This is a genomic window from Arthrobacter senegalensis (assembly GCF_059091765.1).
Genome location: NZ_JBNHGZ010000001.1, coordinates 508,929 through 534,912, shown reverse-complemented (window position 1 = coordinate 534,912; position 25,984 = coordinate 508,929). Strand labels below are relative to the sequence as shown.

Annotated in this window: 24 protein-coding genes; 16 read left to right on the top strand and 8 right to left on the bottom strand. The window is 67.5% G+C overall.

Annotated features, from left to right (window positions below):
• Nucleotides 1-206: 206 nt before the first annotated feature.
• Together AC5RVG_RS02420 and AC5RVG_RS02415 are read left to right on the top strand one after the other, a co-directional pair.
• Nucleotides 207-1,748 carry an ABC transporter permease gene (locus AC5RVG_RS02420; RefSeq protein WP_494012590.1) on the top strand — a complete coding sequence of 514 codons (1,542 nt, stop codon included), beginning with the start codon at nt 207-209 and terminating at the stop codon, nt 1,746-1,748.
• Entirely contained in the window at nt 1,745-2,773 is a 1,029-nt protein-coding gene (locus AC5RVG_RS02415) for an ABC transporter permease (RefSeq protein ID WP_494000318.1), read from the top strand. Before AC5RVG_RS02420 ends, AC5RVG_RS02415 begins: the two co-directional genes overlap by 4 nt.
• Nucleotides 2,774-2,813: 40 nt before the next feature.
• Here the strand turns inward: AC5RVG_RS02415 and AC5RVG_RS02410 are convergent, their stop codons facing one another.
• A complete protein-coding gene (locus AC5RVG_RS02410) occupies nt 2,814-3,437 on the bottom strand; it encodes a PH domain-containing protein (RefSeq protein ID WP_494012589.1) in 624 nt (207 codons plus the stop codon).
• 80 nt (nt 3,438-3,517) lie between these two features.
• Between AC5RVG_RS02410 and AC5RVG_RS02405 the strand changes: the two genes are divergently transcribed.
• The 8 genes from AC5RVG_RS02405 (at nt 3,518) to AC5RVG_RS02370 (ending at nt 14,207) form a co-directional block, all read left to right on the top strand.
• Nucleotides 3,518-5,338 (top strand): ABC transporter ATP-binding protein, encoded by a 1,821-nt coding sequence (locus tag AC5RVG_RS02405; RefSeq protein ID WP_494012588.1) that lies wholly within the window; start codon nt 3,518-3,520, stop codon nt 5,336-5,338.
• A 131-nt stretch (nt 5,339-5,469) separates the two neighbouring features.
• The gene (locus AC5RVG_RS02400; protein WP_494012587.1) at nt 5,470-6,006 is read left to right on the top strand and encodes a hypothetical protein; all 537 of its coding nucleotides are present in this window, start codon (nt 5,470-5,472) and stop codon (nt 6,004-6,006) included.
• A gap of 267 nt (nt 6,007-6,273) precedes the next feature.
• A complete protein-coding gene (locus tag AC5RVG_RS02395; RefSeq protein ID WP_494012586.1) occupies nt 6,274-7,920 on the top strand; it encodes a peptide ABC transporter substrate-binding protein in 1,647 nt (548 codons plus the stop codon).
• A gap of 124 nt (nt 7,921-8,044) precedes the next feature.
• Complete coding sequence (locus AC5RVG_RS02390; RefSeq protein WP_494000313.1) at nt 8,045-8,971, top strand: ABC transporter permease; 927 nt, start codon at nt 8,045-8,047, stop codon at nt 8,969-8,971.
• Nucleotides 8,964-9,932: an ABC transporter permease gene (locus AC5RVG_RS02385; protein ID WP_494000312.1), complete on the top strand. Its 969-nt coding sequence runs from the start codon at nt 8,964-8,966 to the stop codon at nt 9,930-9,932. The genes AC5RVG_RS02390 and AC5RVG_RS02385 overlap by 8 nt, the downstream gene beginning before the upstream one ends.
• Nucleotides 9,929-11,620 carry a dipeptide ABC transporter ATP-binding protein gene (locus tag AC5RVG_RS02380; RefSeq protein WP_494012585.1) on the top strand — a complete coding sequence of 564 codons (1,692 nt, stop codon included), beginning with the start codon at nt 9,929-9,931 and terminating at the stop codon, nt 11,618-11,620. The genes AC5RVG_RS02385 and AC5RVG_RS02380 overlap by 4 nt, the downstream gene beginning before the upstream one ends.
• 159 nt (nt 11,621-11,779) lie before the next feature.
• Nucleotides 11,780-13,702 (top strand): translational GTPase TypA, encoded by a 1,923-nt coding sequence (gene typA, locus AC5RVG_RS02375; RefSeq protein WP_494012584.1) that lies wholly within the window; start codon nt 11,780-11,782, stop codon nt 13,700-13,702.
• A gap of 10 nt (nt 13,703-13,712) precedes the next feature.
• Entirely contained in the window at nt 13,713-14,207 is a 495-nt protein-coding gene (locus AC5RVG_RS02370) for a hypothetical protein (RefSeq protein ID WP_494012583.1), read from the top strand.
• A gap of 24 nt (nt 14,208-14,231) precedes the next feature.
• On the opposite strand, the gene AC5RVG_RS02365 is transcribed toward AC5RVG_RS02370, so the two are convergent.
• Entirely contained in the window at nt 14,232-14,726 is a 495-nt protein-coding gene (locus AC5RVG_RS02365; protein ID WP_494012582.1) for an ArsR/SmtB family transcription factor, read from the bottom strand.
• A 68-nt stretch (nt 14,727-14,794) separates the two neighbouring features.
• On the opposite strand from AC5RVG_RS02365, the gene AC5RVG_RS02360 reads away from it, so the two are divergent.
• Entirely contained in the window at nt 14,795-16,111 is a 1,317-nt protein-coding gene (locus tag AC5RVG_RS02360; protein ID WP_494012581.1) for an MFS transporter, read from the top strand.
• Here the strand turns inward: AC5RVG_RS02360 and AC5RVG_RS02355 are convergent.
• Entirely contained in the window at nt 16,099-16,347 is a 249-nt protein-coding gene (locus tag AC5RVG_RS02355; RefSeq protein WP_494012580.1) for a putative acetyltransferase, read from the bottom strand. The two genes, AC5RVG_RS02360 and AC5RVG_RS02355, sit on opposite strands and share 13 nt — an antisense overlap.
• Nucleotides 16,348-16,438: 91 nt before the next feature.
• Between AC5RVG_RS02355 and fdxA the strand changes: the two genes are divergently transcribed.
• The 3 genes from fdxA to AC5RVG_RS02340 all read left to right on the top strand — a co-directional run bounded on the left by fdxA (nt 16,439) and on the right by AC5RVG_RS02340 (nt 19,340).
• Nucleotides 16,439-16,762, top strand: coding sequence for a ferredoxin (fdxA, locus tag AC5RVG_RS02350; RefSeq protein WP_127511272.1), 324 nt, complete (start codon nt 16,439-16,441; stop codon nt 16,760-16,762).
• A gap of 5 nt (nt 16,763-16,767) precedes the next feature.
• On the top strand, nt 16,768-17,895 hold the full coding sequence (gene dapC / locus AC5RVG_RS02345; protein WP_494012579.1) for a succinyldiaminopimelate transaminase: 1,128 nt from the start codon (nt 16,768-16,770) through the stop codon (nt 17,893-17,895).
• A 161-nt stretch (nt 17,896-18,056) separates the two neighbouring features.
• On the top strand, nt 18,057-19,340 hold the full coding sequence (locus AC5RVG_RS02340; RefSeq protein ID WP_494000304.1) for a citrate synthase: 1,284 nt from the start codon (nt 18,057-18,059) through the stop codon (nt 19,338-19,340).
• Between the two features lie 66 nt (nt 19,341-19,406).
• On the opposite strand, the gene galE is transcribed toward AC5RVG_RS02340, so the two are convergent.
• Nucleotides 19,407-20,420 carry a UDP-glucose 4-epimerase GalE gene (gene galE / locus AC5RVG_RS02335; protein WP_494012578.1) on the bottom strand — a complete coding sequence of 338 codons (1,014 nt, stop codon included), beginning with the start codon at nt 20,418-20,420 and terminating at the stop codon, nt 19,407-19,409.
• Nucleotides 20,421-20,609: 189 nt separating this feature from the next.
• Between galE and AC5RVG_RS02330 the strand changes: the two genes are divergently transcribed.
• Nucleotides 20,610-21,221, top strand: coding sequence for a hypothetical protein (locus AC5RVG_RS02330; protein WP_494012577.1), 612 nt, complete (start codon nt 20,610-20,612; stop codon nt 21,219-21,221).
• A 14-nt stretch (nt 21,222-21,235) separates the two neighbouring features.
• Here AC5RVG_RS02330 and AC5RVG_RS02325 read toward each other — a convergent pair whose 3' ends face one another.
• Nucleotides 21,236-22,096, bottom strand: a complete 861-nt coding sequence (locus AC5RVG_RS02325) for a hypothetical protein (protein WP_494012576.1) — start codon at nt 22,094-22,096, stop codon at nt 21,236-21,238.
• Nucleotides 22,097-22,116: 20 nt separating this feature from the next.
• Nucleotides 22,117-23,088, bottom strand: a complete 972-nt coding sequence (gene dapD / locus AC5RVG_RS02320) for a 2,3,4,5-tetrahydropyridine-2,6-dicarboxylate N-succinyltransferase (protein ID WP_494012575.1) — start codon at nt 23,086-23,088, stop codon at nt 22,117-22,119.
• 74 nt (nt 23,089-23,162) lie between these two features.
• Here dapD and dapE point away from each other — a divergent pair, with 74 nt between their 5' ends.
• Entirely contained in the window at nt 23,163-24,251 is a 1,089-nt protein-coding gene (gene dapE, locus AC5RVG_RS02315; protein WP_494012574.1) for a succinyl-diaminopimelate desuccinylase, read from the top strand.
• A 114-nt stretch (nt 24,252-24,365) separates the two neighbouring features.
• Here the strand turns inward: dapE and AC5RVG_RS02310 are convergent, their stop codons facing one another.
• Both AC5RVG_RS02310 and AC5RVG_RS02305 read right to left on the bottom strand, forming a co-directional pair.
• Nucleotides 24,366-25,229, bottom strand: a complete 864-nt coding sequence (locus AC5RVG_RS02310) for an amino acid ABC transporter permease (protein WP_494012573.1) — start codon at nt 25,227-25,229, stop codon at nt 24,366-24,368.
• Nucleotides 25,226-25,921, bottom strand: coding sequence for an amino acid ABC transporter permease (locus AC5RVG_RS02305; protein ID WP_494000297.1), 696 nt, complete (start codon nt 25,919-25,921; stop codon nt 25,226-25,228). The genes AC5RVG_RS02310 and AC5RVG_RS02305 overlap by 4 nt, the downstream gene beginning before the upstream one ends.
• Nucleotides 25,922-25,984: the final 63 nt, after the last annotated feature.

The following is a 25,984-nucleotide window of genomic DNA, read 5'->3' as shown; positions in this document are numbered from 1 at the left end:
CCGCCTGTTCCTCGGCAGATAGCATGCAAGGCGTCGGGACCTTGAGTACCACGGTCCCGGCGCCTTGCGCCATTTACCACCGGATTTGCCCGCATAAGTGATTGGGATTTCCCAAATTCCGCTCGTGTGTAACCTGCATTACACTCACTGTGAAAATGCCGGATCCACAAGATCCGCAGACACATACCAACGAGGTTAAAAACGCTATGGTGACCTACATTGTACGGCGGTTATTCACCGCCGTGCTCATTCTCCTAGGTGCCTCTTTCCTGGTCTATCAGTTGACGGCGCTGTCGGGTGATCCCCTGCACGACCTCCGGGAAAGCAATGCCGCGAACAAGGAGCAGCTCATGCAGCAGCGCATCGCGCTGCTCGACCTGGGCACACCGGCACCCATCCGGTACTTCGGCTGGCTGGCAGGCGCCGCCAAGTGCGTCGTCCCGTTCGTGGCGCAGTGCGACCTGGGCTATGCCGTCAACGGCCAGCCGGTCACCGTCGAACTGGGCCGGGCCATGGGCATGACCATTCTGCTGGTCACGGCGGCAACAGTCCTCGCCATCATCATTGGAGTTTCCCTGGGCATTGTTTCGGCACTGCGCCAGTACAGCGCCCTGGATTACGGCATCACCTTCATGGCGTTCCTATTCTTTTCACTTCCCGTTTTCTGGGTAGCCGTCCTGCTGAAAGAATTCGGTGCCATTGGATTCAATAACTTCCTGAAAAACCCCGACATACCGCTGCAATCCATCCTCATCATCGGGTTGGTCAGCGCGGCCGTGTGGTTCGTCTGCGCCAACGGCAGCTACAAACGGAAATTGGGCGCCGCCGGAATCGGTTTCCTGCTGGCTGCCGCAGTGTTCTGGGGTCTGTCGGTCACCCAGTGGTTCAAGACTCCCGGGCTCGGCCTGGTGGTTATCGCCATCAGCGGCGTCGGCATCGCCTTCGGCATCACCCTGCTGGCCGCGGGCCTGAAGAACCGCAAGGCGCTCTACTCTGCGCTCATCAGCGTCGGCATCGGCGTGATCATCTACTTCCCGATCCAGCCGCTCCTCGCCCAGGCCACCGGGCTGATGATCTTCCTGCTGGCCCTTGCCGCCGTCCTGGTCGGGCTCGCGGTCGGCTGGTTGATGGGCGGCTATGACCGCCGCCAGAGCATGAATGCCGCGGCGATAACCTCCTTCCTGGTCGGATGCCTCATCGCGCTCGACCGCTTCATGCAGGCATGGCCCGCCTACTTCACCAACGGGCGTGTCAACCAGCGGCCCATCGCCACCATCGGCTCGGAAACGCCGAACCTGAAGGGCGACTACTGGGTCCACGGCCTCGACACGTTCACCCACCTGCTGCTGCCCACCGTCGCGCTGCTGCTGATTTCCCTGGCGTCGTACAGCCGCTACTCGCGGTCGTCAATGTTGGAGATCATGAACATGGACTACATACGCACCGCCCGGGCCAAGGGCCTGGGCGAGCGCACCGTGGTCATGCGCCACGCGTTCCGCAACGCGCTGATTCCGATCGCCACGATCGTCGCCTTCGACATCGGCGGGCTGATCGGCGGCGCGGTGATCACCGAGCAGGTGTTCGCGTTCGCCGGCATGGGGCAGCTGTTTATCCAGGCGCTGCAAAGGGTCGACCCGAATCCGGTGATGGGTGTCTTCCTCATCACCGGCATCCTGGCACTGGTCTTCAACCTTGTCGCGGACCTGGTCTACTCCGCGCTTGATCCGCGAGTGAGGGTAAAGGCATGAGCGCCACAGCAACGAAACCCGTCGCAGCCACCAACGAGAACAAGGCCGGCCTCAGCCAGGGCCAGATCGTCCGCAGGCGCTTCATCGGCAATACGGCTGCCGTCGTCAGCCTGGTGGTCTTTGGCCTGATCCTGCTGATCGCCTATTCGTCCAGCGGGATGTTCGGCCTGCCCGGCTGGTGGAAGTACACGCACAACGGCGTCAACGACATGGTGAACTCGGGAGCGCCCACCCTGCAACTGTTCCCCTTCAGCCTGGGCGAACATCCGTTCGGACAGGACCGGCTGGGCCGCGATACTTTCGCCCAGACCATGCGCGGCATACAGATCTCCGTGGCGGTAATGTTCATCATCGGCCTGGTCGGCGGCGCCATCGGGGTGGTCATCGGCGCACTCGCCGGCTACTTCCGCGGCTGGGTCGAAGCGGTGCTGATGCGGCTGACCGACGTCGTCATCGTCATCCCGCTGATCATCATCGCGGCGGTGCTCGGCCAGGTCGCCGGGCGGGCCGTCGGGCCCGGCATCCAGCCGTATTTCCTGGGCCTGTTCGTCGGCTGCGTGATCTGGACCGGCCTGGCCCGACTGGTCCGGGCGGAATTCCTGTCCCTGCGCGAGCGCGAATTCGTCGACGCCGCACGGATCGCCGGCGCCTCCAGCGCCCGGATCATCTTCAAGCACATCCTGCCTAATGCCGTGGGCGTCATCATCGTCTCGGTGACCCTGAGCATGTCGGCGGCGATCCTGCTGGAGACCAGCCTGTCCTACCTGGGCCTGGGCGTGAAGGCACCGGACGTCTCGCTGGGCCTGCTGATCAGCCAGAACCAGGAAGCGTTCCAGACCCGCCCGTGGCTGTTCTGGTGGCCGGGCATGTTCATCGTGGCCATCTGCCTGTGCATCAACTTCATCGGCGACGGACTGCGCGACGCGTTCGACCCGCGGCAGAAGAAGTTCAATGCCAAGCGGGCGAAGGCGGCAGCGGTTTCCGCGCACCCCGAGACCGGAACCACCGCGACGACGGGTGTCTAGGATGGGCACCCGTCGCCTGCCCGGCCCCGTGAGGCCCGGCTCAGCGGGCCAGCGTTACGACGCTGAGTACCGCGAGCGCCGTCCCGACGGCGAGGACCGCCCAGTTCGGTGTCCGTCCCACCGGGACGTTGTCGGCATCTCCGATGCTGATGCTGCCAGCAGCCAGCAGCTCCGCCCAGCGCTTGCGGACGTAGTACGCGGCTGCCCCGGAATCGGTGTTCGCGAGATCGCCGGGGCGGACCGACTGCGCCGGCCCGTAGGTGGTCTCCGGAAGCCCCTGGACGTGATCGGCGCGGGCGCGGTGGACGCCGAACATGCCGGGAGCCGGTGCCGCCCACGAGGTGTACTTGCGGCGCGGGGTAACCAACGTCAGCGCATACTTGGTGTCCACCGTCGCCAGGGCTCCCCAGGGCACGGAGACGGTCCGCACGGGGTTGCGCAACACCACGCCGTCGTCGCCGATAACGACGGCGGGATACCAGGCCAGCCACCAGGTCAGATAGGCAATAGCGAGCAGCGGCCAGGAGTCGAGCAGGCTGCCCGGGCCGTGCGTCAGCACCGAGGACGCCAGGCTGACCGCCACGATCGCCCAGACGCTTCCCGTGAACCAGGTCGCGGAGCGCGGACGGAAGACCGTGGTGCCGGCGGCAGCAGACGTTGTCATGCCCCCATAGTTTCAGGACCGGGTACCGGTTCTCCAGTAGCCACAACCAACTGCGACAGGTTGGAAGGGAAAGACCAGCTATGACTGAAATCATCGATCCGACGCTGCCGGCAGGAAAACTGGAGACGGCCGGCGGAACACCACCCGTCCTGGAGGTCACCAACCTCAGCGTGGATTTTGGCGTGGACAAGGAGTGGGTGCCGGCCGCGATTGGCCTCACCTACGATGTCAAGGCCGGCGAGGTCCTGGCGATCGTGGGCGAATCCGGTTCCGGCAAGAGCGCCAGCTCGATGGCGTTGCTGGGCCTGCTCCCGGCCAACAGCCGTGCCACCGGAAGCGTCAAGCTCAACGGCCGGGAGATCCTGGGCCTCAGCAGCGCCAAGCTCCGGCAGGTGCGCGGCAAGGACGTCGCCGTGATCTTCCAGGAACCCATGACGGCGATGAACCCGGTGTACACCATCGGGTTCCAGATCGTGGAAACGCTGCGGCTGCACTATGCCATCTCGCCCAGCGAGGCGAAGAAGCGGGCACTGCGGCTGCTGGAGCTCGTCGAGCTGCCCGACCCGGAAAAGGCCTTCCGGTCCTACCCGCACCAGCTGTCCGGCGGCCAGCGCCAGCGCGCCATGATCGCGCAGTCGCTCTCCTGCGACCCCAAACTGCTGATCGCCGATGAGCCCACCACCGCCCTGGACGTTACCGTCCAGGCCGAAATCCTGGACCTGATGCGCAACCTGCGCAACAAACTGGACAGCGCCATCGTGCTGATCACCCACGACATGGGCGTGGTCGCCGACCTGGCCGACAAGATCGCCGTGATGCGCCGCGGCCGCATCGTGGAGGCCGGCACCGCGTTGGAAATCTTCAAGAACCCCCGGCACGAATACACGCAGGCCTTGCTGGCCGCCGTGCCGCACCTGGGCGGGCGCCCCGAGGACGGAACGGAAGTCGACCTCACGGCGGCGCTGGCCGCCGCCACCGGGGTCTCGCTGAGCATCGACGAGACCGAGCTGCAGCGGCGCGAACGCGAAAACGCCGAAGCCCTGGCGCACTCACGCCATGAATCGGCCAAGGGCGACCCCGTGCTCCAGCTGACCAATGTGGCCATCGAATATCCCAAACAGGGCCGGGTGCCCGCCTTCCGCGCCGTGGAGGGGGCCAACCTGTCCATCTATCCGGGACAGGTGGTCGGGCTGGTCGGAGAATCCGGATCGGGCAAGACCACGATCGGCCGCGCCGCCGTGGGACTGCTGCCCGTCGCGGAGGGCTCCCTGCGGGTGGTGGGCCACGAGATCGCCGGCGCCCGGCCCAAGCAACTGCACGCGCTGCGCCGCCACGTGGGCATGGTGTTCCAGGACCCGTCGTCCTCGCTGAACCCCCGGCTGCCGATCGGAGAGAGCATCGGCGAACCGATGTACCTCGCCGGTGTCGCCAAGGGTGCCGCCCTGCAGCGGAAGATCGAGGCGCTGCTGGACCAGGTGGAGCTGCCGCGCGCGTACCGCAACCGCTATCCGCACGAACTCTCCGGTGGCCAGAAGCAGCGCGTGGGCATCGCCCGGGCACTGTCGCTGGAGCCGAAGCTGATGGTGGCGGACGAACCCACCTCCGCGCTGGACGTGTCGGTCCAGGCCACCGTGCTGGACCTGTTCCAGAACCTGCAACAGGAACTGGGCTTCGCCTGCCTGTTCGTCACCCACGACCTGGCTGTCATCGACGTGCTCGCGGACCGCATTTGCGTGATGCGCCACGGCCGGATCGTTGAGCAGGGCACCCGGGACGAGATCCTGCGCAACCCGCAGGAACTGTACACCCAGCGGCTGCTGGCGGCAGTGCCGTTGCCCGATCCGGAAAAGCAGCGCGAGCGCCGCGAGCTGCGCGCCCAGCTGCTGGCCGCCGGCGACTGACAGACCGGCAAGCCCGCCATCCACGGGCCCGGGCCCCCGCCCATGATGAAATGGCGGCAGGGGCTTGGCCGCCCCTGGCCGGTGCGCTGCCGCGACGGTGCCGCCGGCCATCGCGCAATCCAGGAGGTTTAGTGGTACGCAGCATGAATATCGAGGCGATCGAAAAGGGCATCGGCGTCAGCTGGGCCGAGGTGGAGGAGTACCTGGCCGGAATCGGCGCCAAGGAACTCAGCCACAAGGAGATCGCCGCTGCCTTGCACGAGTCGGGGCTCGCGAACGGCTGGTGGGCGCAGACGGCCACCGTCGCCTACGAACAGCAGATCGGCCGGCGCCAGCCCGGCCAGGACTGCGACGGGGAGTTCCAAACCTCGGTGAGCAAGACCGTCACCGGAAGCATGGATGAGGCGCGGAACAAGTGGGTGGCCGTGGTGGGTGCGGCGGAGGAATTCTCGGGCATCGCGGTCACCCGCGGACCCGAGTTGAGCGACACCGCCAAGTGGCGGTACTGGCGCTGCGGCTTGGCCGACGGCTCCCGGGTCAGCGTGCATATTTATGAGAAGCCTTCGGGCAAGTCCTCGGTGGGAGTGCAGCATGAACGGCTCGAGTCGACCGAGCAGCTCGACCACTGGCGTGCCTACTGGAAAGCGAAGCTCGCCGAGCTGTCCTGAGCGGACCGAGACCGGTCCGTTGCCGTCGCCCCGGTAGGGTTCGTGGCCGTGTCGGTCCCGGCACACCGGCCCGGAAACCTGGGCAGCGGCCGCGTTAGCACCTCTTTTCACCAAATCGCAACCCAATTGGAAGCAAGGCCTGTTATCAGCGTCACAGTTGGCGCCTATGCTGGTGCCACCTGAGCCCGCGCGGCTGAGATCCATGCCGGCGCGGAAAGGTCCGGCGTCACAAGCCGCCGGATGGAGCACGGTACCTGAGGAGGCGGCATGCGTTTCGCTCGAACATCCCGACTGGTTGGACTGGCCGCCGCGGCAGCGCTCGCGGTCACGGCCTGTGGGGGCGGCGGTGGCGGCGGCGGCGGCGGCACGGAGGCCGGCGGCGGCAATGCCGAGGCGGTGATCACGGCCAACAGCACCGAGCCGCAGAACCCGCTGGTCCCCACCAACACCAACGAGGTCGGCGGCGGCCGCGTGGTTGACCTCATCTTCGAGGGGCTGATCAGCTACGATCCCGAGGGCAAACCGGTCAACGAGGTGGCGGAATCCATCGAGACCGAGGACTCGCAAAATTACACGATCACCCTGAAGCCGGACCAGACGTTCACCAACGGCGACCCTGTCACCTCCAGCTCCTTCGTGGACGCCTGGAACTACGGTGCCGCCGTCGAGAACGCCCAGCTGAGTGCCTATTTCTTCGAAAGCATCGAAGGATACGACGAGGTCAGCTCCGAGGGCGCGACCACGAAGGAGATGTCCGGGCTCAAGGTCGTCGATGACACGACCTTCACCGTGGCCTTGAGCCAGCCCGAATCCGACTGGCCGTTGCGCCTGGGCTACACGGCCTTCGTGCCGCTGCCGCCCGTGGCCTTCGAGGACATGGAGGCCTTCGGGGAGAACCCGGTCGGGAACGGTCCCTACATGCTGGGCGGCGACGGCGCGTGGCAGCACGACGTGCAGATTGAGCTGGTGCCGAACCCGGACTACCAGGGCACCCGGACCCCGCAGAACGGCGGGATCACCTTTAAGTTCTATTCGTCCTTTGAGGCGGCCTACCAGGACCTGCTCTCGGACAACCTGGACGTGCTCGACACCATCCCGCCGAGCGCGCTGGCAAACTTCAAGACCGACCTCGGCGAGGGCCGCTGGCTGGAAAAGCCGTATGCCGGCAACCAGACCATCGTCATTCCCCAGTACCTGGACGAATGGACCGGCGAGGCCGGGCAGCTGCGGCGCCAGGCCATCTCCATGGCGATCAACCGTGACGAGATCACCCAGGTGATCTTCCAGGGCGGCCGGCAGCCGGCCACCGAGTTCACCGCCCCCGTGCTCACCGGCTACAGCGACAGCATCCCGGGCAACGAAGTGCTGCAGTACAACGAGGAGGAGGCCAAGCGGCTGTGGGCGGAAGCCGACAAGATCGAGCCGTGGGGCGACAAGACATTCACCATCGCTTCCAACGCCGACGGCGGCCACAAGGAATGGATCGAAGCAGTCGTTAACGGCCTGAAGAACGTGCTCGGCATCGACGCCCAGTTCGAGTCGTACGCCACCTTCCCCGAGCTGAGGACCAAGGTGACGGCGAAGGAAATGACCGGCGCCGCGCGTGCCGGCTGGCAGGCCGACTACCCGTCGCTGTACAACTTCCTCGGCCCGCTGTACGGCACCGGAGCGGGTTCCAACGACGGCGACTACTCCAACAAGGAATTCGACCAGAAGCTGCGTGACGGGCTGGGGGCGGCCACGCCGGAAGAGGGCAACCAGATCTTCAACGAGGCGCAGGAGATCCTGATGCGGGACCTGCCCGCCATCCCGCTGTGGTACCAGGTCCGGCAGGTCGGCTGGAGTTCCGTCGTCGACAACGTGGACACCGCCTGGAACGGGGTGCCGATCTACCACCGGATCACCGGCAAGTGACCCCGGGCGTTGCGGGGCCTGGCCACGGCCGGGCCCCCGCAACGCGCCCCAGCTCCCGATCCCACCGAGAGGCAGGATTGATGATCCATCACTTGGCGGCACGCCGGGCGCAAGGAGGAAGCTAGTGCTCTGGTACATCTTCCGCCGCTTCCTGCAGATGATCCCGGTGTTCTTCGGCGCCACGTTCCTGGTCTATTTCCTCGTTTTTTCGCTGCCGGGTGATCCCATCCAGGCCCTGTTCGGCGACCGGGCCGTCAACCCCGCGGTGGCCGCCCAGCTCCGGGCGCAGTACAACCTGGACCAGCCGTTCCTCATCCAGTACGTCCTCTACCTGAAAAACCTCGTCACCTTCAATCTCGGCAACGACTTCTCCGGCAGGCCCGTCGCCGAGGTGCTCGCCCAGATCTTCCCGGTCACGGTCAGGCTCGCCATCCTCGCGCTGATCTTCGAAGCCGTCTTCGGCATCCTCTTCGGATTGATCGCCGGGCTGCGGAAGGGCCGGATGTTCGACGGCACCGTGCTGGTCGCCTCGCTGATCGTCATCGCCATCCCGATTTTCGTCCTCGGTTTCGTCCTGCAGTTCCTCGTCGGCGTCAAGCTCGGCTGGGCCAGACCCACGGTCGGCGCCCAGGCTGGCTGGTCCGACCTGATACTCCCCGCCGTCGTGCTGGGCCTGGTGTCGCTGGCCTACGTGCTGCGCCTGACCCGAACCTCCATCATCGAGAACATGAACGCCGACTACGTGCGCACCGCGATGGCCAAGGGATTGTCCCGGCCGCGGGTCGTCGTCGTGCATATCCTGCGGAACTCGATGATCCCGGTCGTGACGTTCCTGGGCGCCGATCTCGGAGCCCTGATGGGCGGGGCCATCGTGACCGAGGGCATCTTCAACGTCCCCGGCGTCGGCCAGCGCCTGTACCAGTCGGTGCTGCGGGGCGAGGGCCCCACCATCGTGTCCATCGTCAGCGTGCTCGTGCTCGTGTACATTCTGGCCAACCTGCTGGTGGACGTGCTCTATGCCTGGCTCGACCCGAGGATCCGTTATGCCTAGAGAACCGCTGGAACGCGACAACCAGGCCATCGAGCATTTCGTGGCGCCCCTGGACGAAACGCCGCTGCTGGCGACCGACAAGGTCGACGAGGATGTCCAGCCGCTGAGCCTGTGGGCCGAAGCCTGGCGGAACCTGCGGAGACAACCGCTCTTCATCATCTCGGCGCTGCTGCTGGTGCTGGTCATCGTCGTGGCGCTCTTCCCGTGGATCTTCACCCAGACGCCGCCGGCGCAAAACTGCCTGCTGGCCAATTCCGACGGCGGACCGGCGCCCGGGCACCCGCTGGGGTTCACCAAGCAGGGCTGCGACGTCTATTCGCGCATCATCTACGGGACCCAGGCGTCGCTGACGGTGGGTATCTTCGCCACGCTCGGCGCCCTGCTGATCGGCGGGACGCTCGGCGCCATCGCCGGGTTCTACGGCGGCTGGCTGGACTCGGTGATCGCCCGGATCGGCGACGTCTTCTTCGCGCTGCCGCTGATCCTGGGCGCCATCATCATCATGCAGTTGCCGTTGTTCCGGGCCAACCGCAACGTCTGGACGGTGGTCATCACGCTGGTGGTCTTCGGCTGGCCGCAGGTGGCCCGCATCACCCGGGGCGCTGTCATTTCCGTGCGGAACGCCGACTTCGTCACGGCGGCCCGGTCGCTGGGCGTCTCCAGGCTCGCCGCCCTGGTCAAGCACGTCATTCCCAACTCGCTGGCGCCCGTCATCGTGGTGGTGACCGTGAACCTGGGCATCTTCATCGTCGCCGAGGCCACCCTGTCCTTTTTGGGCATTGGGCTGCCGCCCGACGTGATGTCCTGGGGCAATGACATCTCCACGGCCCAGGTGTCGCTGCGCTCCAACCCGGCCAGCCTGCTCTGGCCGGCACTGGCGCTGTCGGTCACCGTGCTGAGCTTCATCATGCTCGGCGACGCCCTCCGCGACGCACTTGACCCGAAGGCGAGGAAGCGATGACGCACATCCGCGAAGTCGAGGGCGCCGCGCCCCTGCTGCAGATCAAAGACCTGGCGATTACGTTTCGAACGTCCACCGGCGACGTGGAAGCGGTCAAAGACGCCCACCTGACCGTCATGCCGGGGGAGACCGCGGCGATAGTGGGCGAATCAGGCTCGGGCAAGTCGACCACCGCGCTGGCGGCCATCGGCCTGCTCCCGGAGAACGGCCGGGTCTCCGGCGGGCAGATCGTCTTCGCCGGGGAAGACCTGGCCGGCGCCAGCAGCCAGCGGATCGTGGAACTGCGCGGCAATTCGATCGGCATGGTGCCCCAGGACCCCATGTCCAACCTCAACCCGGTGTGGAAGATCGGCTTCCAGGTCAGGGAAACGCTGCGCGCCAACGGGCTCCGGTCCGATAACGCCGCGGTGGCCAAAGTGCTGGCCGAGGCGGGGTTGCCCGATGCCGCCAGCCGTTCCCGGCAGTTCCCGCACGAGTTTTCCGGCGGCATGCGCCAGCGCGCCCTGATCGCCATCGGCCTGTCGTGCCGGCCGCGGCTGCTGATTGCCGACGAACCCACCTCGGCCCTCGACGTGACGGTGCAGCGCCAGATCCTGGACCACTTGGAATCGATGACCCGGGACCTCGGCACCGCCGTCCTGCTGATCACGCATGACCTGGGCCTGGCCGCCGAACGTGCCCGCAAGGTGGTGGTGATGTACAAGGGCCGGGTGGTGGAGTCGGGTCCTGCCCTGCAGATACTGCAGAACCCGCGCCACCCCTACACCCGGCGGCTGGTCGAGTCCGCGCCGTCCCTGGCCTCGCGGCGGATCCAGTCGGCGAAGGCCGCCGGCATCGAAACCACGGAACTGCTGGCCCCGGTCGGCCAGGAGGCCCAAGCCACGGACAATGTCATCGAGGTCAAGGACCTGACCAAGGTCTTCAAACTGCGCAGCGGGTTTGGGAAGTCCACCGACTTCACCGCCGTGGACAACGTGTCCTTCAATATCAAGCGCGGAACCACGATGGCGGTGGTGGGGGAGTCGGGATCCGGCAAGTCCACGGTGGCAAAGATGGTCCTGAACCTCGAGTCGCCGACCAGCGGCCGCATTGTCTTCGACGGCGTGGACATGACCGGGCTCAACGCCAAGGCCCTGCTGGCCTTCCGTCGGCGGGTCCAGCCGATCTTCCAGGATCCCTACGGATCGCTGGACCCCATGTACAACATCTTCCGCACCATCGAGGAGCCGCTGCGCGTGCACAACATCGGCGACCGCAAGAGCCGCGAAGCCAAGGTCCGGCAGCTGCTGGACCAGGTGGCGCTTCCGGCCTCCGCCATGCGCCGGTTCCCGAACGAGCTCTCCGGGGGCCAGCGCCAACGGGTCGCCATCGCCCGTGCGCTGGCCCTGGATCCCGAGGTCGTGATCTGCGACGAGGCCGTCTCCGCGCTGGACGTGCTGGTCCAGGCCCAGATCCTGGACTTGCTGGCGGGCCTGCAGCAGGACCTGGGGCTGAGCTACCTGTTCATCACGCACGACCTGGCCGTGGTCAGGCAGATCGCCGACCACGTCACCGTGATGGAAAAGGGCAGGGTGGTGGAGGCCGGCACCACGGACGGCGTCTTCGATTCTCCGCAGCAGCGGTACACGCAGGAGCTGCTGGCCGCCATTCCCGGCGCGAGCCTGGAGTTGCCGCCGGAGGTGGCCTGACACGGGATTCCGGCCCCGTCGCCGGCCCGCGGTCCGGGCCCCGTTAGGCCATGAGTGGCGTTGCGGATTACAATGGAGTGCCTACCCGCATCCGGGCACGGCGCTGGCTGTCCGATATTAGGCCCAGGTTCCATGTAATCCACGGAAGAGTAATCCCGCATGTCTGAAACCACCGCATCGACGCAGAGCGCCGTCCGCAGCGACCTTCGCAACGTCGCGATCGTAGCCCACGTCGACCACGGGAAGACCACCCTCGTGGATGCCATGCTGAAGCACACCGGTGCCTTCTCCAGCCACGGCGAAACCGAAGAGCGCGTCATGGACTCCGGGGAACTGGAACGTGAAAAGGGCATCACCATCCTGGCCAAGAACACCACCGTGTTCTACTCCGGTCCGGCCGCCCAGGGCGAGACCATCACCATCAGCGTGATCGACACTCCCGGCCACGCCGACTTCGGCGGCGAGGTGGAGCGCGGCCTGTCCATGGTGGACGGCGTGGTTCTGCTGGTTGACGCTTCCGAGGGCCCGCTGCCGCAGACCCGTTTTGTGCTGCGCAAGGCGCTGGCCGCCAAGCTCCCCGTCATCCTGGTGGTCAACAAGACCGACCGCCCGGACGCCCGCATCGACGCCGTCGTTGCCGAGGCGATGGACCTGCTGCTGGGCCTGGCCTCGGACCTTGCCGACGAAGTCCCCGATCTGGACCTGGACGCCGTCCTCAACGTTCCCGTTGTCTACGCCTCCGGCAAGGCCGGCCGGGCCTCGCTGACCCAGCCCGCCGACGGTACCCTGCCGGAAGACGAGGACCTGGAGCCGCTGTTCGCCACCATCATGGAGCACGTGCCGGCCCCGTCCTATGACCCCGAGGGCGTGCTGCAGGCCCACGTGACCAACCTTGACGCCTCCCCGTTCCTGGGCCGCCTGGCGCTGCTGCGCATCTACAACGGCACCCTGCAGAAGGGGCAGACCGTGGCCTGGGCCCGCCAGGACGGCCAGCTGAAGAACGTCCGGATCTCCGAACTGCTGGCCACCAAGGGACTGACGCGCGTGCCGGCCGAATCCGCCGGCCCGGGCGAGATTGTCGCCGTCGCCGGCATCGAGGACATCACCATCGGCGAGACCCTGACCGACGCCGAGAACCCGCAGCCGCTGCCGCTGATCAAGGTGGACGACCCGGCCATCTCGATGACCATCGGCATCAACACCTCGCCGCTGGCCGGCAAGGTCAAGGGCGCCAAGGTCACCGCCCGCCAGGTCAAGGACCGGCTGGACAAGGAACTGGTGGGCAACGTCTCGCTGAAGGTGCTGCCGACCGAACGCCCGGATGCCTGGGAGGTCCAGGGCCGCGGCGAGCTGGCACTGGCCATCCTGGTGGAGCAGATGCGCCGCGAGGGCTTCGAGCTGACCGTGGGCAAGCCCCAGGTGGTCACCAAGACCATCGACGGCAAGGTGCACGAGCCGATGGAGCACATGACCATCGACGTGCCCGAGGAGTACCTCGGCGCCGTCACGCAGCTGCTGGCCGCCCGCAAGGGCCGGATGGTCAACATGGCCAACCACGGCACCGGCTGGGTCCGGATGGAGTTCATTGTTCCGGCCCGCGGACTGATCGGTTTCCGCACCCGGTTCATGACCGAAACGCGGGGCGCCGGCATCGCCGCGTCCATCTCCGAGGGCTACGAGCCGTGGGCCGGACCGATCGAGTACCGCACCAACGGTTCGATGGTGGCCGACCGGGCCGGCGTGGTCACGCCCTTCGCGATGATCAACCTGCAGGAACGCGGCTCCTTCTTCGTCCAACCCACCTCGGAGGTCTACGAAGGCATGATCGTGGGCGAGAACTCGCGCGCTGACGACATGGACGTGAACATCACCAAGGAGAAGAAGCTCACCAACATGCGTGCCGCTTCCTCCGACAGCTTCGAGAACCTCACCCCGCCGCGGAACCTGACCCTGGAGGAGTCCCTCGAATTCGCCCGCGAGGACGAGTGCGTTGAGGTCACCCCGGAGGCGATCCGCATCCGCAAGGTGGTCCTGGACGCCAACGAGCGGCTCAAGGCCGCCCGTGCGCGCGCCCGGGCATAAACTGGACCCTATGACAGAGCAGAGGCAACCCGCCGGAGACCGCGGCGGGTTGCCTTCCGCTGTTTCCGGGCAGGGCCCCGAACGGCGCGCGGCACGACGGCGGCGTCCCGCCTTCCACGGGTGGGGCACGGCCGTCTTCGGCGCGGTGGCGACGGCGGTCGCGGGCACGGCCCTGCACTCGCAGATTCTCTATGCCGGGGAGTCCGGGTATCCGTGGGGCGCCGCGGCAGCCCTGCTGTTCGCCCTGGCGGTGATGGTCTGGGCCGGACTCAAGATGCACAACGTCCTGATGGCCGGCCTCACGGGCGTCCTCTCCTACGTCCTCGTCGGGCTGATGGCGATGGCTCCCGGCGGCGAGCCGCTGATCGTCACGGGAACCACGGCGGCGGTGGAACTGCCGATCGCCGTGGCGGGCCGGATCTGGATGATCGGGCTGGTTTTCGCCACCATCGCGGCGCTGCTGGCCTGCGCCTGGGCGCTCAAGCCGCGGCGGGCCGGCGCCTGACGGGCCTCGCCCGCGCGCCGGGCGTCAATTCGCCGTCTGGTCCAGATGGTGCGCCATGAAGATTGAGGTAGCGGTCCCGTCCTCGTCGGCGGGCAACATCGCGTATTCCTCGAAGATTGCACGGATCTTCGCCAGCATCTCCTCGCGGTGCGCGTCGTTGAGCTTAATGCCCATCCGCGTGGTTTCGATCTCGTCCGGGGCCAGGCCGTCGATTTCCTGCAGGAAGGTCTCCACCAGCACCGGTGCCGCGTCCGGCATCTTCGCGCCCCAGGACATCCGGGTGGCGCGGTAGGGGACTTCCTTGGCCCCCCGGTTGCCCTTCCGCGGTTCCTCGGCCTCCAGGAAGCCGGTGTTGAGCAGTGTGCGCACGTGGTGCAGCGAGGTGGCCGGATTCAGGCCGAGCAGCTCCGCGATCTCTTTATTGGTCCGGGACCGGTGGAGGCAGAGCCGGAGAATGCGCAGCCTTACCGGGGAGCTGAGCGCCCGCCCGGCGGCTTGCAGGTCCTGATCCGTAGGCATGTCTCCAGCATACGACACCGGGCACCTAATGATTGACTTTCCCCAATCGCTACCCGAGACTGTGACCTGTGACCCAGCTACCCGCGCCCGGGGCCTCCGGAACCGCCCCGGCGGCCGGCGCCGCCCACCCGGGCGGGGCATCGCCGTCGTTATGGCGGGACCGGAACTTCCGCACCTTCTGGTCGGCCCAGGCGCTCAGCCAGGTCGGGGCCCAGATCGGCCAGCTGGCCGTCCCGGTGCTCGCCGTGGCCGTGCTCGGGGCCAGCGAATTCCAGGTGGGTGTCCTCAATGCCAGCGCCACCGCCGCCTTTCTGCTGATCGGGTTGCCGGCGGGGGCCTGGGTGGACCGCTGGCTCAAACGGCGGGTCATGATCACGGCCGACCTGGTCCGTGCGGCCGCGATGCTGTCCGTGCCGCTGCTGTGGTGGGCGGGCGTGCTGCAGATGTGGCACCTGTACGCGGTGGCGGCCGTGATCGGCTGCGCAACGGTGTTCTTCGACGTGGCCTACCAGAGCTACATCCCGGTCCTGGTGCGCGGCGACCAGGTGTCGTCGGCGAACTCCAAGCTGGAGAGCACCGCGCAGCTGGCGAGGATGGGCGGACCCGCCGCGGGCGGCGGCCTGCTGCAGGTGATGGCGGCTCCGCTGCTGTTCCTGGCGGATACGCTCGGCTACCTGTTCTCGGCCCTGTTCCTGGTCCGCACCTCGGACCGGGAAATGCCTGCTCCGCGGCACGGCCGGAGGCCGCTCGCGGTGGAAATCCGGGAAGGGCTCGGCTTCGTGGTCCGGCACCCGCTGATCAGCCGGATAGCCGCGTGCACGGGCCTGACAAATTTCTTCGCCGGACTGGCCTTCACGCTGTTTCCCATCCTGGTGCTGCGCGAACTGGGTCTGGGCCCGGCCGCGCTGGGGCTGGTCTACTCGGTCGCCGCGGCCGGCGGGCTGCTGGGAGCGGTGGCGGCGCCCCGGCTGGCGAAGCTGACCGGCGAGGGGGCCCTGATTCCGCTGGCCAGCGTTGCCTCGGCGGTCTTCCTGGCGGCGATGCCGTTGTCGGTGCTGATGCCGGACTCCGCCTCGGCACTGTTCCTGCTGATCGTCGGCGAGGCCGGCGTCTCCTTCTGCTCCCTGGTCTACAACGTGATGCAGGTGACGATGCGCCAGCGGGTCTGCCCGCCGCGGCTGCTCGGGAGGATGAACGCGTCGATCCGCTTCGCGGTGTACGGTGTGTTGCCGCTCTCCGGGCTGCTGGCGGGCCTGCTCGGCGGAACCATCGGGTTGGTGCCTACCCTGTGGATCGGTGCGGCCGGGTCCGCGCTTGCCGCGGCGCCGGTGCTGTTCTCGCCCCTGTGGGCCCTGCGGAAACTGCCGGACAGCTACGAGGGCTGACCGCCGGCCCGCGGGCGGCGTCGCGGCGGGGCGGGCGGCACCTGCTTGGCCGCGGCCACGGCCGGCAACGGGACGACGACGTCTCCGCGCCTGGTGCCTACCGTGCAGCTGTCGGCGTCGACGGCCCGCAGTTCGCCGAGCACGTCGGTGAAGCCGCCCTCGATCCGGTACCGAACCACCACGCGCGTTCCCGGTGCTGCTGCGGCCAGGAACGCGGCGGGGGTAGCGGGTATCACGTGACCATCTTAGGCGGGCCGCGCCCGGCTGGGGAGATAATGGTCCCAACGGATACGCTAGTGGGAACTGTTCAGAAAGGTGCTGACGGACGTGACGTACGTAATCGCACAGCCGTGCGTGGATGTAAAAGACAAGGCATGTATCGAAGAATGCCCGGTGGACTGTATCTACGAAGGCGAACGGTCCCTGTACATCCACCCGGATGAGTGTGTCGATTGCGGCGCCTGCGAACCGGTCTGCCCGGTCGAAGCCATCTACTACGAGGATGACACCCCCGAGGAGTGGGCGGACTACTACAAGGCCAACGTGGAGTTCTTCGACGATCTGGGTTCCCCGGGCGGTGCCGCCAAGCTGGGCAACACCCACAAGGACCACCCGCTGATCGCCGCGCTGCCGCCGCAGAACCAAGACTGAACTCGATGAGTCCTTTCGGCCTGCAGCTGCCGGAATACCCGTGGGACGCCATGGCGCCCTACGCGCAAAAAGCGGCCGGGCACCCCGGCGGCGCGGTGAACCTGTCCATCGGCACGCCGGTTGACTCCACTCCGGCCGTCGTCCGGGAGGCCCTGGCCGCGGCCGCCGATGCCCCGGGCTACCCCACGACCCACGGCACCGCCGAACTTCGGGAAGCGATCACGGATTGGTTCGGCCGCCGTCGCAACGTTCCCGGCCTGGATCCGGAAGCGGTCATGCCCACCGTCGGTTCCAAGGAGCTGGTCGCCTGGCTGCCCACCTTGCTGGGACTCGGGGCGGGCGACGTGGTGGTGCGCCCCGTCGTGGCGTATCCGACCTACGACATCGGCGCCATCCTCGCCGGCGCAACCCCGGTGGCGGCGGACAACCTGGCGGACCTGGATGCGCAGACCAGGAGCCGGGTGAAACTGGTGTGGGTCAACTCGCCGGGCAACCCGACGGGCATTGTCCGGGACCGGGCAGAGCTGCGCACCCTGGTGGAGGACGCCCGCGGCCTGGGCGCCGTGGTCGCTTCCGACGAATGCTACGCGGAGCTGGGCTGGGGCGCCTGGGACACCGCCCGCGGCGGGCAGGCCGTGCCGAGCGTGCTGGACCCGTACGTCGCGCAGGGCTCGCACGAGGGCCTGCTGTGCGCATACTCGCTCAGCAAGCAGTCAAACCTTGCCGGGTACCGTGCCGCGTTCCTGGCCGGCGACCCGGCGCTGATGCCGAACATCATCAACAGCCGCAAGCATGCCGGCATGATCGTGCCGTTCCCGGTCCAGGCCGCGATGCTCGCCGCCCTGCGCGATGACGCCCACGTCCAGGAGCAGAAGGACCTGTACCGGAGCCGGCGCGAGCGGCTGTTGCCGGCGCTGGAGAATTTCGGCGTGCAGATCCGCCATTCCGAGGCCGGGCTGTACCTGTGGGGGAGCGCGGGGGAAGATACATGGACCACCGTGGGCCGTCTGGCCGAGCTGGGCATCGTCACCGGACCCGGCGTGTTCTATGGCGAGGCCGGCAACGGCCACATCCGGGTGGCGCTGACCGGCAGCGACGAACGGATCGACGCCGCCGTCGAGCGGCTTTCCTGACCCGGCCCGGCAGCGCCTGACTGTGGATATGAACAAAAATATATGTCGCGGATTAGATATATCCGTGACTCTACGGGTAGCGTTTTACCCGAGTATGTGCATGCTCAGTGCCACAAGCGCCCGGCGTGCCGTAAGCTTCTAAACCTCCTGAAGGGGACTCAATGACTGAGCAGACCGGTGCCAAGCTGCACTTCGATGGCGGCGAACTCGAACTCCCACGGCTCAAGGCCGCCGAAGGCAACGACGGTTACGACGTATCCAAACTGCTGAAGCAGACCGGCGCGGTCACCTTCGACCCGGGGTTCATGAACACGGCGGCGACCACCTCGGCCATCACCTACATCGACGGCGACGCCGGTGTGCTCCGCTACCGCGGCTATCCGATCGAGCAGTTGGCCGAGCACTCGAGTTTCCTCGAAGTGTCCTACCTGCTGATCTACGGCGAACTGCCCACCCCCACCGAACTGGAGGAGTTCGACCACAAGATCCGCCGCCACACCCTGCTGCACGAAGAACTCAAGGGCTTCTTCGGCGGGTTCCCGCGCGACGCGCACCCGATGCCGGTGCTCTCCTCGGCGGTCAGCGCGCTGTCCACCTTCTACCAGGACTCGCTGGACCCGTTCGATGACAAGCAGGTGGAGCTCTCCACCATCCGCCTGATGGCGAAGCTGCCGGTGATCGCCGCCTACGCGCACAAGAAGTCGATCGGCCAGGCACTGCTCTACCCGGACAACTCCATGAACCTGGTGGAGAACTTCCTGCGCCTGAGCTTCGGCCTGCCCGCCGAGCCCTACGAACTGGACCCGACGGTGGTCAAGGCCCTGGACCTGCTGCTCATCCTGCACGCTGACCACGAGCAGAACTGCTCCACGTCCACCGTGCGCCTGGTGGGCAGCTCCAACGCCAACATGTTCGCGTCCGTCTCGGCCGGCATCAACGCGCTGTTCGGCCCGCTCCACGGCGGCGCCAACGAGGCGGTGCTGAACATGCTCCGCCAGATCCAGGCCAGCGGCCAGGAGCCGGAGCAGTTCATGGAGAAGGTCAAGAACAAGGAAGAAGGCGTGCGCCTGATGGGCTTCGGGCACCGCGTCTACAAGAACTACGATCCGCGCGCCCGCCTGGTCAAGGCCACCGCGCACGAGATCCTGGGCAAGCTCGGCGGCAACGACGAGCTGCTGGATATCGCCATGCGCCTGGAAGAGAAGGCGCTGGCGGACGACTACTTCATCGAGCGCAAGCTGTACCCGAACGTGGACTTCTACACCGGCCTGATCTACAAGGCCATGGGCTTCCCGGAGAAGATGTTCACGGTGCTGTTCGCCATCGGGCGCCTGCCCGGCTGGATCGCCCAGTGGCGGGAAATGATCAAGGACCCGCAGACCAAGATCGGCCGCCCGCGGCAGCTGTACACGGGCGCGCAGGAGCGCGAGTACCCGGCCCGCTAGTACGACGGCGGAGCACGCCATAACGCCGACGGCCCCCGGAGCGATCCGGGGGCCGTTCGTTTTGCTTCAGCCGGCGTAGCCGTTCGGGTTGTTCTTCTGCCAGCGCCAGTGGTCTTCGCACATCTGCTCGAGGTTCTTGACCGCCGACCAGCCGAGCTCGGCCAGCGCGGCGGAAGGGTCGGCATAGCTGATGGCGGCGTCTCCGGGGCGCCGGTCGGTCAGCTCGTAGGGGATGTCGAATCCCGCGGCCTTGCCGAACGCGGCGAGCACCTCCAGCACGGAGGAGCCCTTGCCGGTGCCCAGGTTCCACCGGCGCACTCCGGGCCGGCCGGCGATGAAGTCCAGGGCCGCCAGGTGTCCGGCGGCCAGGTCCATGACATGGATGTAGTCGCGCACGCCGGTACCGTCCGGCGTCGGGTAGTCGCTGCCGAAGACCCGGACCTTGTCCCGGCGGCCCACGGCCACCTGCGCCACGAACGGCAGCAGGTTGTTGGGCACACCCGTCGGGTCTTCGCCGATCCGCCCGCTTTCGTGCGCGCCCACGGGGTTGAAGTAGCGCAACAGGGCCACGTGCCAGCGCGGGTCGGAGTCGCCCAGGTCGGACAGGATGTCCTCGATCTGTTCCTTGGTCCGGCCGTAGGGATTAATCGCGTCCAGCGGAAGCTTCTCGGTCAGCGGCACCTCCTCGGTGGCGCCGTACACGGTGGCCGAGGAACTGAACACGATCGTGCGGACGTTGTGGGCATCCATCGCGCGGAGCAGGTTCAGCGTGCCGCCCACGTTGTTGTGGTAGTAGTGCAGGGGTTTTTCAACGGACTCGCCGACGGCCTTCAGGCCGGCAAAGTGGATCACGGCGTCCACGGACTCTGTCTCCAGCACCCGGTTAAGCGCGGCCTCGTCCAGCAGGTCGGCCTGGTGGAACCGTGCCTGCCGGCCGGCCAGCTCCTGGACGCGGCGCAGCGACTCCTCGCTGGAATTGGCCAGGTTGTCGAGCACCACCACGTCGTGCCCCGCCTCCAGCAGGGCGAGCGTGGTGTGCGAGCCGATGAAGCCGGTTCCTCCGGTGACCAGAATTCTCATGCCCACCAGCTTAGTAGCTCACCCCGGATCACCCCGCCACGGCCCGCAGCGGGGCAGGTACAAGGGCTGGACAGCAAGGTCTAGAGTTGAGCTACAGGCGGCAGTGGGGATGCCCGCCGGCGGCACCCGCGTGCGGGGGCAACTGCAGATGAGCTGCGTCGTCGGTCCGAGCGAAAGGACGCGGACAGCATGCACGAGACGGGCGGGCCGGGGTGGCGGATCACCGCAGACACCTCGGGACATATGCTGCTGGCCCTCTACCTTCGCGACGCCGCCGGCCTGGCCGGAGCCGGCCGGCCCGCGGTGTCGCCGGTGTTGCCGACGGTCCGCACCGCCGATCCCACCCAGCTGACCGCGCATGTCGGCGGCCCGGCGGCGCTGCGGGACGAATGGGAGAAGTGGTGGGAGGACCTGGTCCGTGACCGCCCGGGCAACGCCGCCAAACTGGCCCCGCCGTCCTTTCCCGCCTTCGCCGGCAGCCCCGCGCTGCGGCTGCTGCTGCAGGCCCACTTCGGCGCCGGGATGAGCTGGGCGCGTGCCCGGATGGCCGAGTACGGGAAGTTGGCGCAGGAGCGCGAGGCCAAGGGCACGAACGGGTTGATCCGCGAGCTGGTCCAGGACCGGGAAATGGAGCTCGGCCGCGCCGCGCGCACCTTCGAGCTGAAGCTCATCGAGCTGCCGCTGTGCGAGCCGCGTGCCTGGTTCGTGGAGCCGGACCGGGTGCTGCTGTGCCAGACACTGTTGGACGACGAAAGCGCCTTCCGCAGTTACCTTCAGCCGATCGTCGAACTCATCGTCTAGCCGCGACGGGGGGTTCAGGCGACCGGGCCCCGCGCCACCGTGATCACGACGTAGCCGGTGTCGGTATCGGCGCCGACCCAGCCGCCGTCGTCACGCTGCCAGCTGAGGCCCGCGTGGGCCACCGACTCAAGGTCGAGCCCTTTGGCAGAAGCCACCGCCCACTGCGCCACCGCCCAGCCCCGCTCGTCGGCTGCCGCCACCCGGACCTCGCGGCCGGCGACGGCCATGTCCAGGCCGGGATGCACGGCCTCCAGCTGCGCCAGGACGGCAGCGGGGTCGCCGGCTGCCTCGGCATCCTTGAGCACGCAGTTCAGGGCGGCGGGCGAGTGCCCGGTCAGCGCCGAGGCGAAGGCCTTGGCCTCGGCCTCATGGTCCGCGTACGCCAGCGGATAGGCGCTGCGCTGGACGGTCTGGGCCGCGTCGGTCACCGGCATGGACTCGTAGCCCGGGACCTGTTCGAGCACCTCGTAGAACTTGTTGGCCGCATACACCGGGTCCTGCACTTGTTCCTCGGTGCCCCAGCCCTGGGACGGCCGCTGCTGGAACAGCCCCCGGGAGTCGGGACCGGCCGTGTCGCCGTAATCGATGTTGCGCAGCTTCGACTCCTGGATGGCCGTCGCCAGGGCGATCGACGCGGCGCGTGCGGGCAGCCCGCGCCCGACGGCAATCCCCGAGATGAGCGCGGCGTTCGCGGCCTGGTCCGGTGCCAGTTCGTAGGTGTCCGAACCGACGACGGCGGTGCACCGCTCGCGGACCAGGGTTTGGGAACGGTCAATGAAGGTGGCGGCGAAGTAGGCGGCACCGCCGACCAGGGCCAGCAGGACGATCAGGCTGAGCAGGCTGCGTGTCCTGCGTGCACGGGCTTGCCGGGACATGGCGGTGCCGTCCGGGACTGCTAGTTGGCGTGCAGGACCGCGTTGAGCTCCACGCTCTGGCCCTTGCGCGGCAGGACTTCCACTGCGCCGCTGGTGGAGTTGCGGCGGAAGAGGAGGTTGGGCAGGCCGGAGAGTTCCACGGCCTTGACCTGGCGGTGGTCCCCGGTGGCAACGTCGATCAGGCTGACCCGGGTTCCGGCGGTCACATAGAGGCCGGCCTCGACCACGCAGTCGTCGCCGATGCTGATGCCGACGCCCGAGTTGGCGCCCAGCAGCACGCGCTCGCCGATGCTGATCCGTTCCTTCCCCCCGCCGGAGAGCGTGCCCATGATCGAGGCGCCGCCGCCGACGTCGGACCCGTCGGCCACAATGACGCCGGCGGAAATGCGGCCCTCCACCATGGAAGTGCCCAGCGTGCCGGCGTTGAAGTTGACGAAGCCTTCGTGCATCACCGTGGTGCCGGCGGCCAGGTGCGCGCCGAGGCGGACCCGGTCGGCCTCGGCAATCCGCACGCCGGTTGGAATCACGTAGTCCACCATGCGCGGAAACTTGTCCACGCCGAAGACGGTGACCTGGCCGCGGCGGCGCAGCCGGCGGCGGACCGCTTCGAAACCGTCCACGGCGCACGGGCCGAAGTTGGTCCAGACCACGTTGGGCAGCTGCCCGAAAATGCCGTCCATGTTCAGCGAATTGGGGGTGACGAGGCGGTGGGAGAGCAGATGCAGCCGGAGGTAGGCGTCGGCGGTGTCGGCCGGCGCGGCGTCCAGGTCGATGCTGCGGGTGAGGACCTCAAGACGGGTGCCGCGGTCCGCGTCGGCGCTGTCCGCGGCGTCGGCCTCGAGGCCGGTCTCCGCGTCCCGGGCGGCGCCGGCAGGGCCCAGCGCCGGCGCCGGATACCAGACGTCGAGGACGGTGCCGCTGTCGGTGACGGTGGCCAGCCCGGTGCCGTGGGCGGTGCGGGGAGTGGCGGTGGCGGTGGTGCTCGCGGTCATGGATGCAAGTCTACCGAGCGTGCCGGGGCCGGTGACGCCGGGATGCCGCAGGCGCGTCTGGCTAAGCTGGGGGAGTGACTTCCACCATTGCCCTGGACTTGACCGCCGACGTCGCCGAGCTGACCGCGGCGCTGATCGACGTTAACAGCGTGTCCGGCAACGAGACCGCCCTGGCCGACGCCGTGGAGGCCGCCCTGCGGGCCCTGCCGCACCTGAAGGTGCTGCGCGACGGCGACGCCATCGTCGCGCGCACGCAGCTGGGGCGGCCGGAGCGGGTCATCCTGGCCGGCCACCTCGACACCGTGCCGTTGCCCGCCGTGCCCGGCTCCCTCGGAACCGTGCCGTCGGTGTGGGACGGGGACGTGCTGTACGGGCGCGGCGCCACCGATATGAAGGGCGGGGTAGCGGTGCAGCTGGCGCTGGCCGCCGAGCTGGCGGCACCCAACCGCGATGTCACCTACGTCTTTTACGACCACGAGGAAGTGGATGCTGCGATGAGCGGGCTGGGCCGGCTGGTGCGCAACCACCCCCAGTTGCTGCAGGGCGACTTCGCCATCCTGCTCGAACCGACCGACGGAACCGTGGAAGGCGGCTGCAACGGCACGGCCCGGTTCGAAGCGAGCACAGTCGGCCAGGCGGCGCATTCCGCGCGCGCGTGGCGGGGCGTCAACGCTATCCACGCCGCGGCAGACATCCTGGTCCGGCTCCGGGACCATGAACCGGCCACTGTCACGGTCGACGGCCTGGAGTACCGCGAGAGCCTGAACGCGGTGAAGATCAAGGGCGGCACGGCGGGCAACATCATCCCCGACAGCACCACGGTGGAAATCAATTACCGGTTCGCTCCGGATAAGACGCCCGCGGACGCCGAACTGTACGTGCGGAACCTGCTGGAGGGCTTCACGGTGGTCTGCACGGATGCCGCGGCCGGCGCCCGGCCCGGCCTCGACCACCCGGCAGCCGCCGAATTCGTCGTCGCCGTGGGGGCGGAGCCAAAGCCGAAGTACGGCTGGACCGACGTGGCGCGGTTCAGCGAGCTGGGCATTCCGGCCGTCAACTTCGGCCCTGGCGACGCGTTGCTGGCGCACACCGACAACGAACACGTTCCGGCGGAGGCCGTCCGCGAGTGCCGGGCGGCGCTGCGCCGCTGGCTGCTGGCCTGACCGTCCGGGGGCGCCGGAGGATGCCGCCGCCGGGCAACAAGGCCGCCGGGCAACGGGGAAGGGGAGGACGCGCAGGCGTCCTCCCCTTCCCCGTCGGCGGTCAGCGGCAGCCGGTCACACCTTGACGGCCATCGGCTGCGTGGTCAGCGGCGCGGTCTCGCCCGCGGTCCGGCTGCTCAGGAACTTGGAGAGCCAGTTGGCTACCCAGGACAAGGCGAAGTTGACGATGATGAAGAGCAGCGCGGCAATCGTCAGCGACTGCAGGATCGGACCGGCGGAGCCGTAAATCTGCATCGACCGCAGCAACTCGGAGTACGTGATGATGTAGCCGAGGGCAGAGTCCTTTAGGATCACCACGAATTGGCTGACCAGGGCCGGCAGCATGGCCACCAGGGCCTGCGGCAGTTCGATGCTGCGCAACGACTGGGCACGGGTCATGCCAATCGCCATCCCGGCTTCACGCTGGCCCTTGGGCAGGCCGAACACGCCGGAGCGGACCAGTTCCGCGATCACCGATCCGTTGTACAGCGTCAGGGCCGTCACGACGGCGTAAAACGGGATGTCTGCCGGGGTGCCGATTCTCAGCTGCCCGAACAGGAGCCAGAAGAAGATCATCATCAGCAACACCGGGACAGCCCGCAAGAGTTCGACGATCACTCCGCAGAGCCACCGCAGGGGGCCGTTCGAGGCGAGCCTGCCCACGCCAAAGAGCAGCCCGAAGACCACGGACGTGAGGATCGAGACTGCGGCGGCCTTAAAGGTGTTGATCAGCCCCGGCAGGATGGTGAACTGCCAGACCTCGCCGGTCAGGAACGGCGTCCACAGCTCGGGTGCCAGCTGGCCCTTGTCGTTCAGTCCGACGATGACGAAGATCGCCGCGCCGAGGAAGAGCAGGATGCCGATGATGTTGGTGACCATGATCCGCGCACGGGCCTTCGGGCCGGGCGCATCAAAGAGGACGTTCTGCTTGATGTTCATCGTGACACCGCCAGTTTCTTGGAGAGCCAAGTGGTCACCAGGCCGATCGGCAGCACGATGATCACGAAGCCGATGGCGAAGGTCGCGAAAATGGCCATGATGACATCCGGCCGGAACTCGATCATGGTTTTCATCAGCCCGGCGGATTCGGCGACCGACGCCGCCGTTGCCACCGTGGTGTTCTTGGTCAGGGCGATCAGGGTGTTGCCCAGCGGCGCCACGGCACCCCGGAAGGCCTGGGGCAGGATGACCATCCGCGCCGCCGGCAGGAAGCTCAGCCCGATGGCGCGGGCCGCCTCGGCCTGTCCCAGCGGCACGGTGTTGACGCCGCTGCGAATGGATTCGCAGACGAAGGCCGCGTGGTAGACGGACAGCCCGACGATGGCCCAGAGGAAGAAGTTGAAGTCGAAATCGCCGGAGAGGTTCATCTGGAGCTGGAAGACCGCCACCAGAATGCAGAACACCATGATGATGGTCAGCGGCGTGTTGCGGAAGACGTTGACGTACGCCGCGCCGGCCCAGCGGAAGCTGGGCACCGGTGAGATGCGCATCAGGGCCAGGACAGTACCCAGCACCAACGAACCCAGGGCGGCCCAGAAAGCGAGCTGGATATTGACCCACAAGGCTCCGACGACGTCGTAGGTCTCCAGCGCCGTCAGGTAGCTCTGGAAATACTCGGACAAACTGTCCATCCCCTTTCGGTGGGAAGAGGCAGATCATGTTGTGGGGCGGGAGTGCCCCGCCCCACAACGGAT

Bases quoted from the DNA above. Each gene is read 5' to 3' on its own strand.
- AC5RVG_RS02420 (WP_494012590.1), top strand. From the start codon at position 207: ATGGTGACCTACATTGTACGGCGGTTATTCACCGCCGTGCTCATTCTC.
- AC5RVG_RS02415 (WP_494000318.1), top strand. From the start codon at position 1,745: ATGAGCGCCACAGCAACGAAACCCGTCGCAGCCACCAACGAGAACAAG.
- AC5RVG_RS02410 (WP_494012589.1), bottom strand. From the start codon at position 3,437: ATGACAACGTCTGCTGCCGCCGGCACCACGGTCTTCCGTCCGCGCTCC.
- AC5RVG_RS02405 (WP_494012588.1), top strand. From the start codon at position 3,518: ATGACTGAAATCATCGATCCGACGCTGCCGGCAGGAAAACTGGAGACG.
- AC5RVG_RS02395 (WP_494012586.1), top strand. From the start codon at position 6,274: ATGCGTTTCGCTCGAACATCCCGACTGGTTGGACTGGCCGCCGCGGCA.
- AC5RVG_RS02385 (WP_494000312.1), top strand. From the start codon at position 8,964: ATGCCTAGAGAACCGCTGGAACGCGACAACCAGGCCATCGAGCATTTC.
- AC5RVG_RS02380 (WP_494012585.1), top strand. From the start codon at position 9,929: ATGACGCACATCCGCGAAGTCGAGGGCGCCGCGCCCCTGCTGCAGATC.
- typA (WP_494012584.1), top strand. From the start codon at position 11,780: ATGTCTGAAACCACCGCATCGACGCAGAGCGCCGTCCGCAGCGACCTT.
- AC5RVG_RS02370 (WP_494012583.1), top strand. From the start codon at position 13,713: ATGACAGAGCAGAGGCAACCCGCCGGAGACCGCGGCGGGTTGCCTTCC.
- AC5RVG_RS02365 (WP_494012582.1), bottom strand. From the start codon at position 14,726: ATGCCTACGGATCAGGACCTGCAAGCCGCCGGGCGGGCGCTCAGCTCC.
- dapC (WP_494012579.1), top strand. From the start codon at position 16,768: ATGAGTCCTTTCGGCCTGCAGCTGCCGGAATACCCGTGGGACGCCATG.
- AC5RVG_RS02340 (WP_494000304.1), top strand. From the start codon at position 18,057: ATGACTGAGCAGACCGGTGCCAAGCTGCACTTCGATGGCGGCGAACTC.
- galE (WP_494012578.1), bottom strand. From the start codon at position 20,420: ATGAGAATTCTGGTCACCGGAGGAACCGGCTTCATCGGCTCGCACACC.
- AC5RVG_RS02330 (WP_494012577.1), top strand. From the start codon at position 20,610: ATGCACGAGACGGGCGGGCCGGGGTGGCGGATCACCGCAGACACCTCG.
- AC5RVG_RS02325 (WP_494012576.1), bottom strand. From the start codon at position 22,096: ATGTCCCGGCAAGCCCGTGCACGCAGGACACGCAGCCTGCTCAGCCTG.
- dapD (WP_494012575.1), bottom strand. From the start codon at position 23,088: ATGACCGCGAGCACCACCGCCACCGCCACTCCCCGCACCGCCCACGGC.
- AC5RVG_RS02310 (WP_494012573.1), bottom strand. From the start codon at position 25,229: ATGAACATCAAGCAGAACGTCCTCTTTGATGCGCCCGGCCCGAAGGCC.
- AC5RVG_RS02305 (WP_494000297.1), bottom strand. From the start codon at position 25,921: ATGGACAGTTTGTCCGAGTATTTCCAGAGCTACCTGACGGCGCTGGAG.